We start from the raw sequence: 14,516 nt of genomic DNA on the forward strand, positions 1-14,516 counted from the left end.
TGATTGCGGTTGCCCTGCTCGACGTTTGGAGGAGCTCTTGACTGCCGAAGCCCCCCCTTTGGGAGAACTCGAGGCTAGTCGCCCATACCCGGCGCGAACGGGTCCCAAGGGCAACCTGATCTACAAGCTGATCACCACGACCGATCACAAGCTGATCGGGATCATGTATGTGGTCACCTGCTTCATCTTCTTTTTCATCGGTGGCCTGCTGGCGCTGCTGATGCGCAGCGAACTGGCGGCTCCCGGACTGCAGTTCCTGTCCAACGAGCAGTACAACCAGCTGTTCACCATGCACGGCACGATCATGTTGCTGTTCTATGCGACCCCGATCGTGTTCGGTTTCGCCAACCTGGTGCTTCCGCTGCAGATCGGCGCGCCCGACGTGGCCTTCCCGCGGCTGAACGCCTTCTCGTTCTGGCTCTTCCTGTTCGGCGCGCTGATCGGGATGGCCGGCTTCATCACTCCCGGCGGCGCCGCCGACTTCGGCTGGACCGCCTACACCCCGCTCACCGACGCGGTGCACTCGCCCGGCGCGGGCGGTGACCTGTGGATCATGGGCCTCATCGTCGCCGGTCTGGGCACCATCCTGGGCGGGGTGAACATGATCACCACGGTGGTGTGTATGCGCGCCCCCGGCATGACCATGTTCCGGATGCCGATCTTCACCTGGAACATCCTGGTCACGTCGATCCTGGTGCTGCTGGCCTTCCCGCTGCTGACCGCGGCCCTGTTCGGGCTCGCCGCCGACCGCCACCTGGGTGCCCACATCTACGACTCGGCCAATGGCGGCGTCCTGCTGTGGCAGCACCTGTTCTGGTTCTTCGGACACCCAGAGGTGTACATCGTGGCGCTGCCGTTCTTCGGCATCGTGACCGAGATCTTCCCGGTGTTCTCCCGCAAGCCGATCTTCGGTTACACCACGCTGGTTTACGCGACCCTGTCGATCGCGGCTCTCTCGGTCGCGGTGTGGGCGCACCACATGTTCGCCACCGGCGCGGTCCTGCTGCCGTTCTTCTCGTTCATGACCTACCTCATCGCGGTGCCGACCGGGATCAAGTTCTTCAACTGGATCGGCACGATGTGGAAGGGGCAGTTGACTTTCGAGACGCCGATGCTGTTCTCCATCGGCTTCTTGATCACGTTCCTGCTCGGTGGCCTGACCGGCGTGCTGCTGGCCAGCCCGCCGCTGGACTTCCACGTGACCGACAGCTATTTCGTGGTCGCCCATTTCCACTACGTGCTGTTCGGCACGATCGTGTTCGCGACCTTTGCCGGCACCTACTTCTGGTTCCCGAAGATGACCGGTCGCCTGCTCGATGAACGCCTCGGCAAGTTGCACTTCTGGTTGACCTTCATCGGCTTCAACGTGACGTTCCTGGTGCAGCACTGGCTGGGCGACATCGGTATGCCGCGTCGGTACGCCGACTACCTGCCCACCGACGGGTTCCAGCCCTACAACGTGGTCTCGACGATCGGCGCGTTCATCCTCGGCGTCTCGATGATCCCGTTCGTCTGGAACGTGTTCAAGAGCTGGCGCTACGGCGAAGTCGTGACGGTTGACGACCCGTGGGGCTACGGTAATTCGCTGGAGTGGGCGACCAGCTGCCCGCCGCCGCGGCACAACTTCACCGAGCTGCCGCGCATTCGCTCCGAGCGCCCCGCGTTCGAGTTGCACTATCCGCACATGATCGACCGGATCCGCGCCGAGGCACATGTGGGTCGGGCGCACGGCCCGTCGGACGGCGACGTCACCCGAGCCGACGACGTCAACGTCCGCACGTAATGCCCTCTGCCGGAGGCAATCTGGGGTGAGTACCCCGCGCAAGGTGTCGGCGTTGATCACCGTCACCGGTCACGACAAGCCAGGCGTGACGTCGGCGCTGTTCGGCGTCCTCTCGCGCCACCAGGTCGAGTTGCTGAACGTCGAGCAGGTCGTAATCCGCGGCCGGCTCACATTGGGTGTAGTCGTCTCGGCTCCGGTAGATGTCGTCGACGGCAACGCTTTTCGCGACGAGGTCGAGGCGGCGATTCACGGTGTCGGATTGGACGTCACCATCGAGCGCAGCGATGATCTGCGGATCATCCGGGAACCGTCGACGCACACGATCGTGGTGCTGGGCCGGCCCATCACGGCTGAGGCGTTCGGTGTCGTCGCCCATGAAGTGGCGGCGCTGGGCGTCAACATCGACCTGATCCGCGGTGTGTCGGACTATCCGGTCACCGGTTTGGAGTTGCGGGTGTCGGTGCCGACCGGAGCCGACGGCCGTCTTCAAGAGGCGCTGACCCGGGTGGCCGCCGAAGTGGGTGTCGACGTCGCGCTGGAGGACTACAGCATTGCGCGCCGGGCCAAGCGGCTCATCGTTTTCGACGTCGACTCGACGCTGATCCAGCAGGAAGTCATCGAGATGCTCGCGGCGCGGGCCGGGGCCGAGGAAGCCGTCAAGGCGATCACCGACGCCGCCATGCGCGGTGAGCTGGACTTCACCGAGTCGCTGCACCAGCGGGTCGGGACGCTGGCCGGGCTGCCGGCCGACGTGCTCGACGAGGTCGCCCGGGATATCGAGCTGACTCCGGGCGCCCGGACGACGATCCGGACGCTGCGCCGGTTGGGCTACCACGTGGGCGTGGTCTCCGGAGGGTTCCGACAGGTCATCCAGCCGCTGGCGGACGAGCTGATGCTCGACTTCGTGGCTGCCAACGTGCTGGAGGTCGTCGACGGCAAACTCACCGGTCACGTGGTCGGCCAGATCGTCGACCGCGCCGGAAAGGCGAAGGCGCTGCGCAACTTTGCAAGCCAGGTCGGTGTGCCGATGGCACAGACGGTCGCGGTGGGAGACGGCGCCAACGACATCGACATGCTGTCCGCCGCCGGGCTGGGTATCGCCTTCAACGCCAAACCCGCGCTGCGGGAAGTTGCCGACGCGTCGCTGAGCCACCCCTACTTGGACACCGTGCTATTCCTGCTCGGTGTGACGCGCGGAGAGATCGAAGCCGCCGACGCGCTCGACGGCGTGGTGCGTCGCGTCGACATCCCGCCCCAGTAGCGATCGCAAGATTCGGGAGAATCCGATGATGGAACCGACATGACCAATGAGGCGGTCGACCCCGACCTACTGATCGACTTCACCGACGTGTCGCTGCGCCGCGACGGCCACACCCTGGTCGGTCCGGTGACCTGGTCGGTCGAGTTGGACGAACGCTGGGTGATCATCGGGGCCAACGGCGCCGGCAAGACGTCGCTGCTGCGCATCGCCGCCGCGGCCGAGCATCCGTCCTCGGGAGTCGCCTACGTGCTCGGGGAGCGACTCGGCCGGGTCGACATGTCCGAGTTGCGGTCGCGGGTCGGCCTGAGTTCTTCGGCTCTGGCCCAACGCATTCCCGGCGACGAGGTGGTCCGTGACCTGGTCGTCTCCGCCGGCTACGCGGTGCTGGGCCGCTGGCGGGAAAAGTACGAAGACGTCGACTACCACCGCGCCGTCGACATGCTGGAGAGTCTGGGCGCCGAGCACCTGGCCGATCGCCGCTACCACACGCTGTCCGAAGGCGAGCGCAAGCGGATCCTGATCGCGCGGGCGCTGATGACCGACCCCGAGCTGCTGTTGCTCGACGAGCCCGCGGCCGGCCTCGATCTGGGCGGGCGCGAGGAGCTGGTGGCGCGGCTGGCCGACCTGGCCGCCGACCCGGATGCGCCGGCGTTGGTTCTGGTCACCCACCACGTCGAGGAGATTCCACCCGGCTTCAGCCACTGCATGCTGTTATCGGAGGGGCAGGTCGTCTCGGCGGGGCTGCTGTCCGACGTGCTAACCAGCGAGAACCTGTCCGTGGCGTTCGGCCAGTCGATCGAGGTGGACGTGCTCGACGGGCGCTATTTCGCCCGCCGCACCCGTACCCGCGCGGCACACCGGAGGCGCTGATGACAGAAGACACGTTCGTTCCGTTGCCGGTGCGGCCGGCCGCGACCGTGATGCTGGTGCGCGACGGGCAGGACCGCGGCCACGGACTAGACGTCTTTTTGATGCGGCGCCACTCGAAGATGGAGTTCGCCCCGGGCACCATGGTTTTCCCCGGTGGCGGTGTCGACGACCGCGACCGCAACGCCGATATCGCGTGGGCCGGACCGCCGCCCGCGTGGTGGGCCGAGCGGTTCGGCACCGACACCGAACTGGCCGCGGCGCTGGTGTGCGCGGCGGCCCGGGAAACCTTCGAGGAGTCCGGGGTGCTGTTCGCCGGCCCGGCCGACGACCCGGACGGCATCGTCGGCGACGCCTCGGTCTACGCCGACGCCCGACGCGATCTCGACAAACGGACGCTGTCGTTCGCCGACTTCCTTCGCCGCGAGCGCCTGGTGCTGCGCTCGGATCTGCTGCGGCCGTGGGCCAACTGGGTGACGCCGGAAGCTGAGCGCACCCGTCGCTACGACACCTACTTCTTCGTGGGAGCGCTGCCGCAGGGGCAGCGGGCCGACGGGGACAACACCGAATCCGACCGCGCGGAGTGGACCACGCCGCAAGCGGCCATCGCCGACTTCGAAAACGGACGCTGCTTCCTGCTACCGCCGACATGGACCCAGCTGGATTCACTGAACGGGCACACCGTCGCCGACGTGCTGGCCGTCGAGCGTCAGATCGTCACGGTGCAGCCGAATCTCGAAATCGACGGTGACAATTGGATTTTCGAGTTCTTCGACTCTGACCGGTATCACCGGGCCCGCAAAGCCGGTGGACAGGGTTGGCACCTTTGAGCGAGTTCGTCAGCGTCCACTTCGACGCCGCACGCCCCGGTGTGGGGACCGTGGTGCTGTCACGGCCGCCGACCAATGCGTTGACCCGGCAGGTCTACCGGGAAATCGAGCAGGCGGCGGCCGAGGTGGGTGGCAACGACAGCGTCTCCGCCGTCATCCTGTTCGGTGGCCACGAGATCTTTTCGGCCGGCGACGACATGCAACAGCTGCGGACCCTGACCGCGTCGGAAGCCGAGAGCTGGATACGCGTGCACCGCGCCGCTGTCGATGCCGTCGCCGCGATTCCCAAGCCGACCGTCGCCGCAATCACCGGATACGCCCTTGGCGCCGGGCTCGGCCTGGCGTTGGCCGCCGACTGGAGGGTGAGCGGCGACAACGTTCGCTTCGGCGCGACGGAGATCCTGGCCGGCCTGGTTCCCGACGGCGAGGCGATGGCGCGGCTGGCCCGCACGGTCGGAGCCAGCAAGGCCAAGGAGCTGGTGTACAGCGGCCGATTCTTCGACGCCGAGGAGGCCCAGGCCCTGGGGTTGGTCGACGAGCTGGCGGCTCCCGACGGCGTATACGACACCGCGGCGGCGTGGGCCAGCCGTTTCGTCGACGCGCCCGGCGCGGCGCTCGCAGCCGCCAAGGCCGCCCTCGACGACGTCTACCGGATAGCTCCCGCGGAGCGATGGGATGTCGAGCGACGCCGCTACCTCGAAGTATTCGACGCCAATGTGCGACCGCCGACGATGCCGCCGACTTAAGGTATGGGCTAGCTCACACCGGCGTCAGCGAGCGGGGTCGCACATGATCTTCCGATCTAGTTTCGGTGCCGCATTCGCGGCGACGGCATTGCTGACCTCGCCTGCGGCACACGCCGACGACTTCGGCCTCAGCGACCTGCTCGGCAACCTCGTCACCGGCGCGACATCCGCCGAGGTCGGCAACCAAGCCATCGAGCAGGCACTCAGCGCCGCCGAAACGGTTTCTGCGGCAACGCTTTTCCAGCAGTACATCTACGATCCTCTGCATGCCGGCGTCGAGAGCTGGATCAACAGCCCATTCGGCGAGCAGGTCGACCATGCCATCAACATGGCATCCGGGCAGTTTCTGATCGGCAACGGCGCCGACGGAACCTCCGCCGACCCGAACGGTGGTGACGGCGGCCTGTGGTTCGGCGACGGCGGAAAAGGCTGGGACAGTGTCCAACCCGGACAGGCGGGCGGGGCGGGCGGTGACGCGGTCGGCTTCTTCGGCAGCGGCGGCGAAGGAGGATCGGGCGGCGCGGGCGCCGCGGGGGGCGACGGCGGCAACGCCGGGTCGCTGTTCGGCATCGGCGGCGATGGTGGCACCGCGGGCGCCGGGCTCACCGCGGCGGGCCTGCCCGCCCTGGGCGGAGCCGGTGGCAATGCCGGCGCGTTCGGCCAGCACGGCATGGTCGGCGACTTCGGCGCAATTCCCGCGATGCCGACTGAAGGCGGCCTCACGGCCAGCGGTGACTGGCTGACCAACAGCGACGGTCAGGTCGTCCTGCTGCACGGCGTCAACGAGGTCTACAAGATCGCGCCGGGCGAGCCGTCGGCGGACGGTTTCAGCGACGACGACGCCGCATTCCTGGCCCAGAACGGTTTCAACGCAGTGCGTCTCGGCGTCATCTGGTCCTACCTCGAACCCGAGCCCGGCGTCTTCGACAGCGCCTACCTGAACTCGATCGAACAGACCGTCCAGACGCTCGGCAACCACGGGATCTACAGCATCATCGACTTCCACCAGGACGCGTACGCCACCGCGTTCGGCGGGGAGGGAGCGCCGGACTGGGCGACGGTCACCGCCGGCGGCGCCAACCCGTCGCTGCCGTTCCCGTACAACGAGTTCTTCAACCCCGCCGAGCAGCAGGCGTGGGAGTCGTTGTGGACCAACGTCGACGCATCGAACGGTATTGGGCTCGAGGACAATTACGCGCAGATGCTGCAATACGTGGCGAACGCCTTCAACGGCAATCCCAACGTGGCCGGGTTCGAGCTCATCAACGAACCATCCCCGGGCTCGTCGACGTTCCTGTCGACCCTGTTCGGCAACCCGTTTTTCGACAGTCAGCAGTTGACGCCGTTCTACGACCAGGGGGCCGATGCGATCCGGTCCGTCGATCCGACCACGCCGATCTTCTTCGAACCCAACGTCCTCGCCAACGCTGGCGTGCCCGTCGATCTCGATCACGTGGACGCTACGAACACCGTCTTGTCGTTCCACGACTACTGCGAGTTCTACCTCGGCCCGCTTGGCTGCATCCCGAGCGTCAGCGGGATAGTCGGCAACGCCGAGAACTACGCGCAGGCGCAGGGGATTCCGGCGTTCATGAGCGAATTCGGCGCCACCAGCAACCAGGCGCAGATCCTCGGACCGATGCATGGCGCCGACCAGCATCTGATCGGATGGACGGAGTGGGCCTATTCCGGCCAAGGCGACATCACCACCAGCGCGAGCCCGCCTGATTCCGAGTCGCTCGTCTACAACCCGGCCGATCCGCCGATCGGGGCCAACGTCAACACCGCCAACCTGGAGACCCTCGCCGAGCCCTACCCGCAACTGGTTTCCGGCACCCCGGAGTCCTACTCGTTCGCCAACGGCACCTTCCAGTTCAGCTACTCGACTCAGGAGCCCGACGGACTGGGCAGCTTCCCGGCCGGCTCGCACACCACGATCTCGGTGCCCAGCGTCGAATTTCCGGGCGGCTACCAGGTCAGCGTCACCGGCGGCGAGGTCGTCTCGGCGCCCAACGCCGCCGAACTGGTGATCGCGTCCAACCCCGGTGCCAGCGCCGTCTCCGTGACGGTCAGCGCCGCGGGAATGTAGCCAAGCTGCCGGTGGACCGGCTCCGTGATTGATGGCGTCGACCCGCTGCGCGCGGCCCGCCAGGGCCGCGCTTGCGATCACCGCTATAGGCTGGGCGACCATGACCAGTACCGATCCGGCGCCGCAGCCGCACGCCACCGCCGAGCAGGTCGAGGCCGCCCGCCACGACAGCAAGCTGGCCCAGGTGCTCTATCACGACTGGGAAGCGGAGAACTACGACGAGAAGTGGTCCATCTCCTACGACCAGCGTTGCGTCGACTACGCGCGGGACTGCTTCGACACCGTCGTCCCGGACGACGAGATCCACCGGTTGCCGTACGACAACGCGCTCGAGCTGGGCTGCGGCAGTGGTTTCTTTCTGCTGAACCTGATCCAGTCGGGCGTCGCCCGGCGCGGATCGGTGACCGACCTGTCACCGGGCATGGTCAAGGTCGCCACCCGCAACGGACAGTCGCTGGGACTAGACATCGACGGCCGCGTTGCCGACGCCGAGCGCATCCCCTACGACGACAACTCCTTCGATCTGGTCGTGGGACATGCTGTGCTGCACCACATTCCGGACGTCGAGTTGACGCTTCGCGAAGTGCTTCGCGTGCTGCGACCGGGCGGCCGATTCGTGTTCGCCGGAGAGCCCACCACGGTCGGCAACAGCTACGCGCGCACGCTGTCCACGCTAACCTGGCGGGTCGCTACCAACGCCACCAAGCTGCCGGGTCTCGGGAGTTGGCGGCGTCCGCAGGCTGAGCTCGACGAGTCCTCGCGTGCCGCGGCCCTGGAGTCGATTGTCGACCTGCACACCTTTGCTCCCGCCGAGCTGGAGAAGATGGCCAGGTCGGCCGGCGCCGTAGACGTCGATACCGCCACCGTCGAGTTCACCGCCGCGATGCTCGGCTGGCCGCTGCGGACCTTCGAGTACGCGGTGCAGCCGGACAAGTTGGGGTGGGCGTGGGCGAACTTTGCGTTCAGCAGCTGGAAAGTGCTGAGCTGGGCCGACGCCAACGTCTGGCGACACCTGGTACCCAAGGGCTGGTTCTACAACGTCGAGATCACCGGGATCAAGCCGTCCTGAACTTCGCCCTCGACGACGTCGCCTACCTGACGTCGGAGGAAGGCTCGGCCGCGCTGGCCGTGGTCGCGGCCAGTCCGCTGTCGGATCGGGTCGGCGATATCGCAGCCTTGCGGAAGCGATTCGGCGACCGCACGCCGGTACTGGTGGAGACGGTGTTGCTGCGTCGGCGTGCGCAGGAGAAGTTGTCCCAACTGCCGGGTAGCGACGATTGGTTGTTCACCGACGAGGCGCTCCAGCAGGCGAGCGCCGGTTCGGTGGCCCTGCATCGGTCGAATCGGTTGCGGCACAGGGTCGTTCACGACGTCACCTGCTCGATTGGTACCGAACTGGCGGCGTTGCTCGGCAGGGCGACCCGCGTCGTCGGCAGCGACATCGACCCGGTCCGCCTCGCGTTGGCGCGCCACAACCTCCGCGGCGCCGTCGACTTGTGCCGCGCCGACGCGCTGCATCCGGTCACCCGTGGCACGGTGGTGCTTGCCGACCCGGTCCGACGCAGCGGTGGTCGGCGCCGATTCGATCCTCGTGACTACCGGCCCGCCCTCGACGAGCTGATCGATACCTACCGGCACCGCGATCTGGTCGTGAAGTGTGCGCCCGGAGTCGATTTCGACGCGGTGACGCAACTCGGCTTTGACGGTGAGATCGAGGTGACGTCGTATCGAGGTTCGGTGCGAGAAGCCTGCTTGTGGTCGGCCGGCCTGGCCGAACCGGGTGTACGCCGACGGGCCAGCATCCTGGATCGCGATGAGCGGTTCACCGACGCGGAGCCAGACGATTGCCCGGTCCGCCCGGCGGGCCGATGGATTGTCGACCCCGACGGTGCGGTGGTGCGGGCCGGCCTGGTGCGTCACTTCGCGGCGCGACACGGCCTCTGGCAGCTCGATCCGAACATCGCCTACCTGTCCGGCGACTATGTACCGGCGGGACTACGTGGATTCGAGGTACTCGAGAAGTTGGCTTTCGACGAGCGGCGGCTACGTCAGGTCTTGGCGCGGCTCGACTGCGGCGCGCTCGAAGTGCTGGTCCGCGGCGTGGATATCGATCCCGATGCGCTTCGCCGGCGGATGAGCCTCCGCGGTGGCCAGTCGTTGTCGGTAATCATCACGCGAATCGGCTCCGGCGCGGCGGCGCGGGGGACCGCGTTCGTCTGCAGGGCGTCGCGCTAAAGGGCCGGTGACCACCGTCTGCCGCCTCAAACGGTGGTCACCGACCCTGCAGTACCCAGCTCAGAACAGCGTGGTGAGCTCAGACCAGAAATTGGCGCCATCGGCAGCGACCGACCCGCCGTCGAACGACGCCACCAGTTCGGTCAGCCAGTTGCTGCTTTCCGCCGCGGCGGAGCCGTCGAACGACGACAGCAGGTCGGTGAACCAGTTGCCGCCCTCGGTGGCAGCCGAATGGCCGTCGAGCGAGGTGAGCAGGTCCGTCGTCCAGCTTTCGGCCGGCCAGCCCATGGGAGTACCCGTCGGATCGTAGACATGGACGTTGTCGCCGACCGCGTTTGCGACGTGGTTGCTGGACCCGTCCCAGCCTGCCAAGGCGATGGCGTGCGAGCCTTCGGCGGTCGCTGTGTTCAAATTGCTGTCGTAGATCGCAGTTCCATCGCCTGCGCCTGCTTGAGCAACGGCGTAGTCGCCGTTGGCAACCGCGGTATTGCCGCTGCCCCAGGCTGCTGCCGCAGAGCTCCAGAGACCGGTGGCAGAGGCAAAGTTGAACGATCCGGTGTCTCCGACGACAGCGGTGCTGTGATCGCCGTCGGCGGTTGCGTAGTTGAAGAAGCCGCTCATGGCGTTGGCGTCGGAATACAGCCCGTGAGCGATCGCGATGTTGCCGAAGCTCGATTCGGCGCTGGCATGCCCGATCGAGATCACATCGAGTCCGCTGATGGAAACGGCAAAATTCGAGTAGTCGTCGGGGAGCGTGGCCGGCGTGACTGATGCCGCTGCTGCTGCGCTGTCGAGCAGATCGGCGCTCGCTGCGGCGCTGGCCGGATCGGCTGCGCCGGACAGTCCGTTCGGGCTGACATCGGTGACGAGGTCGCCGTTCGCATCGGCGACATTGCCGCTGCTGCCATCCAGTCCAGCGGCCGCGTGAGCCTGATAGCCCTCGGCGGTGGCGGTGTTGAAGCTGCCTGTGGTCAGCCCGCCATTCGGAGTGCCCGCGTAAGCGGTCGACTGGTTGCCGACTACGGTCGCGGTGTTGTAACTGCCGGAACCGAAACCGTACGCGGCTTCAGCGACGCTATGGTCGCCGGTCACCGAGGCGGTGTTGAAAAGCGGAAAGCCCAGGCTCCCTGCCGAACCAACGAAGGCACCGCTTCCGTCTCCGTCGACGTTGGCCGTGTTGAACAACCCGCCGTAGGCGAGCGCGTAGGTGCTGGCGCCGTGGGCGATCGCGATGTTGCCGAAGCTCGACTGCGCGAGCGCGCTGCCGCTTTGGTACAGCGGGATTCCGCTGAAGGAGATGGCGAAGTTGGAGAAGTCATCGGGGACCGTCGGGGGTGTGACCGCTGCCGCCGACGCGGCCGCAACCGCGCCGAAGTCAGGCAGGTACGCGGCAATGTCGGAGCCGTTGAGGTAGTCGGCGGTCGCGATGCCCGGCACGGATGCCACCGCGGCCCCTAGGCCGAGCCCGGTGGCAACGACTCCAGCGCGCGCGATGCGGTGAAACTTTCCCATCTGCTGTTCCTTTCGTCGCGACCGAGCAAGACCGGTCTTCGTGGTCTCTTAGCAAAAACTCAGGTCACTGCTCGAGACGCTAGGTCGACGGGGTAGGCCCGGGATACAGGGATTTCCCTGGCATTCAGCTGACGCCCGCCACGGGAGGGCCCTGGGCGGAGGCGGGGGACGGCTCGGCCGGTCGCCCAAAAATAGGGAGATCTCCCCATGATTTGAGGCCTGTCCGCGCCGCAGACTGAGGAAAGCGCGCCGGGGGTCGGCGGGGCTGCAGCGAAGCATTACCGGGACATGATGTGGCTGCCGCAGTCTCGCCGCCCCCGGCGGCGCGATATCCGGCGATAGCCGCCTGGGCTTCCTGGCGGGTTCACGTTAAGACCTCAGCGCGAACCCGCCAGGGGTTGCGGCCGACGGTGTGCTCGGGCATTTGCCAGCGATGCTCTCAGCTATGACCCATTCTTGGCCGAAAAGCCATTTAGTGCACGTCAGCGTGCTTTCTCTGTCCTTCACGGGACCGACATTGCTAATTAGTAAACATTTGTCAGGTAACCTGGTTTTAACACAATTTCTCGCCTACAGTTAATTCGCAGTCACATCCGAACGAGTCCGCGTTGCCGGTCTGACCGTCACCGAAAGGAAGTTCACGATGAAGTCCCGTGGCATGGTCCGGGTGGGGCTCCTGGCGGGGAGCCTGATTGTCAGCTCGCTGCTGGGATCCCCATCAGATCTGTCCTGGTCAGGCACCTTGACGGCCGCTAGCCCTGGGGCCGGCCCGTCCGTCGTCGGCTCTGTCGAAGGAATTGCGACCCGCGACCGCGGCACTCACGTTCAGGCTGTCGGTTGCGAGAAGCAGCGGAAACCCAGTTGCAACAAACCGGGGCGACGCTCCACGCACCGATGATTGGCTTCAGTGGCACCAGCAAGCTGCCGAGATCACCGAAGAAAAAATTTTCCGGGTGCCGCCGTGTTACCTCCGACACTGAGCCGTCGGGCAAACTCAGAGTTTGAATCCAAGGTCTTGGCAAAAATTTCCGGATGTTCGAATACTTCTTCTAAGAAGATAGCCGGTATCTCTCAGATTGATCTTGATCATGACTCCGATACTTAGGCTCGAAAACCATACCGGCGGCCGCTGATCATGATCAAAATCCTGCACAGGACGCCTGTTCGGGGGAAGCCGCGATACTGGGAACCGGCTTTAATTCACCAAATGCGCGCTGAGGAATTTTTCTTCAATTATTAGGCTTTGTTCGAACAGAATTGACGCTTCCGCATAGGCTAGGGGCCACTCGGCGCGGTGGGCGCTGACGATTAAATGGCGCGCACTTTGTGCGTAGGGGGAAGGAACTATCCATGAGGAGCACTCGTGCTTTGACACGGCTGGGAATGCTGGCCGTCGGGCTAGGCATTGGCGGAGCTGTCGCGGCAACGCCCGGAATTGCGTCGGCGGATTCGACCTTCGATTGGCTCTCGACTGTCGACAGCTTTCTTTCCGGTAGCGCCTTATCGGCCGCGGACACCACCCCGGCCCTGAACCTGGCCATTTCCTTCGACGGAATGACGATCTTCCAGGAGGGCACGGCGGAGGCCTACACGGGCTCCGGAGGAAACATCGCGATCGCCAATGGCGCGGGAGCGATGGCCTATGCATTCGGAACGGGCAACTACGCGAGCGTCGACGGGACGGATTCGACGGCGGTCGCCGGCGGCTACACCGACGCGATGGCCCAAAACTCCACCGCAAACACGGCCTTTGTCTTCGGTGACGACAGCACCGGCTATGCCGGTGGCTACGACGCCGCCAACCCCGGCACCTTTAACTACGCCATCATCTTCGGCGACGGGAACACCGCCCTGGCAGGCGGAAACGCGTTGGGAGCCGGCAGTTACGACGGCGCCTACATGGAGGGCGACAACCTTGGAACTGCCAAGGCCCAGGGCGCGGATTACCTATTCAACATCTTGAAGTTCTACGGCGACGGAACCCCGACCACGGCCGGCGCTGCCGAGAGCACCGGCCTCCTGAGCGGCGACAGCACGGGCGCATTGGCCGAGGGTCAGGCCTTCTGGTCTGACCTCTTCTCCGGCGACACCCAGGGCGCCTTGACGGCCGGTAGCAACTTCTGGACCGACCTGCTGGGTGGTTCGGGTGGAGTGACCGACGCCAGCAACTGGTGGACGGATCTGCTCGGTGGTGCGGGCACGGCCGGCGCCGGAGACTTCGCCAATCTGTGGACCGACCTAGTGGGAGCATTCGACGGTGCCGGCACGGCTGCCGATCTGAGCAACTTCTGGACTGATCTCGCCGGGCTGTTCTAACAGCAGGCCCGCCTGACCGGGTCAGCGGCCGCCGTAAGGGAGGACGGTGGTCGCTGACCTGGGCGGGAGCTCATTGGCAAGAGGTTTACAGTCCGTCGAGACAGGGCCAGGTACGCTGGCGAGACGGCATTCGAGCCGTTCTGAGTCTGCGAGGACAAGTCGACCGATGCGCAAGATCATGTCGGCCGCGCTGGTGGCGGCCGGAGCTCTGCTGGTCTGCTCCGGCGGCGCGGTAGCGGTCGCAGACTCGGGCTGCTCGACGTTGGGTGGAGTACTGCAGGAAGATCAAATCTGCGCTGTGCACACCGTTACGCCGGCCTACACCGTCAACATGACATTTCCGGCGGACTATCCAGACCAGGCACTGACCGATTTTCTGGGTCAAAACCGCGACGGTTTCGTCAACGTCGCGCAAACCTCTTCTCAGGCCTCGGGTCCACGCGACGTGCCCTATCAAATGGACGTGACTTCCGAACAGTTCCACTCCGGCCAAGCGCCCGGCGGAACCCGGAGCGTGGTGCTCAAGGTTTTCGAAGACCTCGGGGGTCCGCGGCCGTCGACCTTTTATAAGAGCTTCAATTACGACGTGGCCGGACAGAAGGCAATCACATTCGACACGCTTTTCGCGCCGAATGCCAAGCCGCTCGACTCCATTTTCCCGATTGTTCAACGGGAAGTGGGAAAGCAAACCGGGCTGGGAGCCGCCATTTCACCCGGCTCCGGATTGGATGCATCGCATTACCAGAACTTCGCGATCACCGATGACGAGCTCATTTTTTACTTCGCTCCGGGCGAGCTGTTGCCCTCGCTGGCGGGCGCCAGCCAAGTTCATGTCCCGCGGAATGCCGTCCCGCCCCTGGCAATCAAAAGCTAGGCA

11 protein-coding genes are annotated in these 14,516 nt (G+C 65.7%); 10 read left to right on the plus strand and 1 reads right to left on the minus strand.

All coding sequences use genetic code 11. From position 1 onward, the window contains the following. The first annotated feature begins 37 nt into the window (after positions 1-37). The 8 genes from ctaD (at position 38) to MKK62_RS17770 (ending at position 9,811) form a co-directional block, all read left to right on the plus strand. Positions 38-1,783: an aa3-type cytochrome oxidase subunit I gene (gene ctaD, locus MKK62_RS17730; RefSeq protein WP_240258594.1), complete on the plus strand. Its 1,746-nt coding sequence runs from the start codon at positions 38-40 to the stop codon at positions 1,781-1,783. Positions 1,784-1,808: 25 nt separating this feature from the next. Continuing rightward, positions 1,809-3,044 (plus strand): phosphoserine phosphatase SerB, encoded by a 1,236-nt coding sequence (gene serB, locus MKK62_RS17735; RefSeq protein ID WP_240258593.1) that lies wholly within the window; start codon positions 1,809-1,811, stop codon positions 3,042-3,044. A 39-nt stretch (positions 3,045-3,083) separates the two neighbouring features. Beyond that, positions 3,084-3,914: an ABC transporter ATP-binding protein gene (locus MKK62_RS17740; protein WP_240258592.1), complete on the plus strand. Its 831-nt coding sequence runs from the start codon at positions 3,084-3,086 to the stop codon at positions 3,912-3,914. Next, entirely contained in the window at positions 3,914-4,741 is an 828-nt protein-coding gene (locus MKK62_RS17745; protein WP_240258591.1) for an NUDIX hydrolase, read from the plus strand. Before MKK62_RS17740 ends, MKK62_RS17745 begins: the two co-directional genes overlap by 1 nt. Further along, entirely contained in the window at positions 4,738-5,487 is a 750-nt protein-coding gene (locus MKK62_RS17750; protein ID WP_434084960.1) for an enoyl-CoA hydratase, read from the plus strand. Before MKK62_RS17745 ends, MKK62_RS17750 begins: the two co-directional genes overlap by 4 nt. 43 nt (positions 5,488-5,530) lie before the next feature. After that, a complete protein-coding gene (locus MKK62_RS17760; RefSeq protein ID WP_286670865.1) occupies positions 5,531-7,576 on the plus strand; it encodes a cellulase family glycosylhydrolase in 2,046 nt (681 codons plus the stop codon). Positions 7,577-7,676: 100 nt separating this feature from the next. Then, positions 7,677-8,645, plus strand: a complete 969-nt coding sequence (locus MKK62_RS17765) for a class I SAM-dependent methyltransferase (protein ID WP_240258587.1) — start codon at positions 7,677-7,679, stop codon at positions 8,643-8,645. Then, positions 8,603-9,811: a THUMP-like domain-containing protein gene (locus MKK62_RS17770; RefSeq protein WP_240264085.1), complete on the plus strand. Its 1,209-nt coding sequence runs from the start codon at positions 8,603-8,605 to the stop codon at positions 9,809-9,811. Before MKK62_RS17765 ends, MKK62_RS17770 begins: the two co-directional genes overlap by 43 nt. 60 nt (positions 9,812-9,871) lie before the next feature. On the opposite strand, the gene MKK62_RS17775 is transcribed toward MKK62_RS17770, so the two are convergent. After that, entirely contained in the window at positions 9,872-11,323 is a 1,452-nt protein-coding gene (locus tag MKK62_RS17775; RefSeq protein WP_240258586.1) for a hypothetical protein, read from the minus strand. 1,350 nt (positions 11,324-12,673) lie between these two features. On the opposite strand from MKK62_RS17775, the gene MKK62_RS17780 reads away from it, so the two are divergent. Together MKK62_RS17780 and MKK62_RS17785 are read left to right on the plus strand one after the other, a co-directional pair. After that, positions 12,674-13,639 (plus strand): hypothetical protein, encoded by a 966-nt coding sequence (locus MKK62_RS17780; RefSeq protein WP_240258585.1) that lies wholly within the window; start codon positions 12,674-12,676, stop codon positions 13,637-13,639. 166 nt (positions 13,640-13,805) lie between these two features. Further along, positions 13,806-14,513: an esterase gene (locus MKK62_RS17785; RefSeq protein WP_240258584.1), complete on the plus strand. Its 708-nt coding sequence runs from the start codon at positions 13,806-13,808 to the stop codon at positions 14,511-14,513. Positions 14,514-14,516 lie beyond the last annotated feature (3 nt).

Origin of the sequence: Mycobacterium paraterrae, from assembly GCF_022430545.2 — a bacterium.
GTDB classification, from domain to species: domain Bacteria; phylum Actinomycetota; class Actinomycetes; order Mycobacteriales; family Mycobacteriaceae; genus Mycobacterium; species Mycobacterium paraterrae.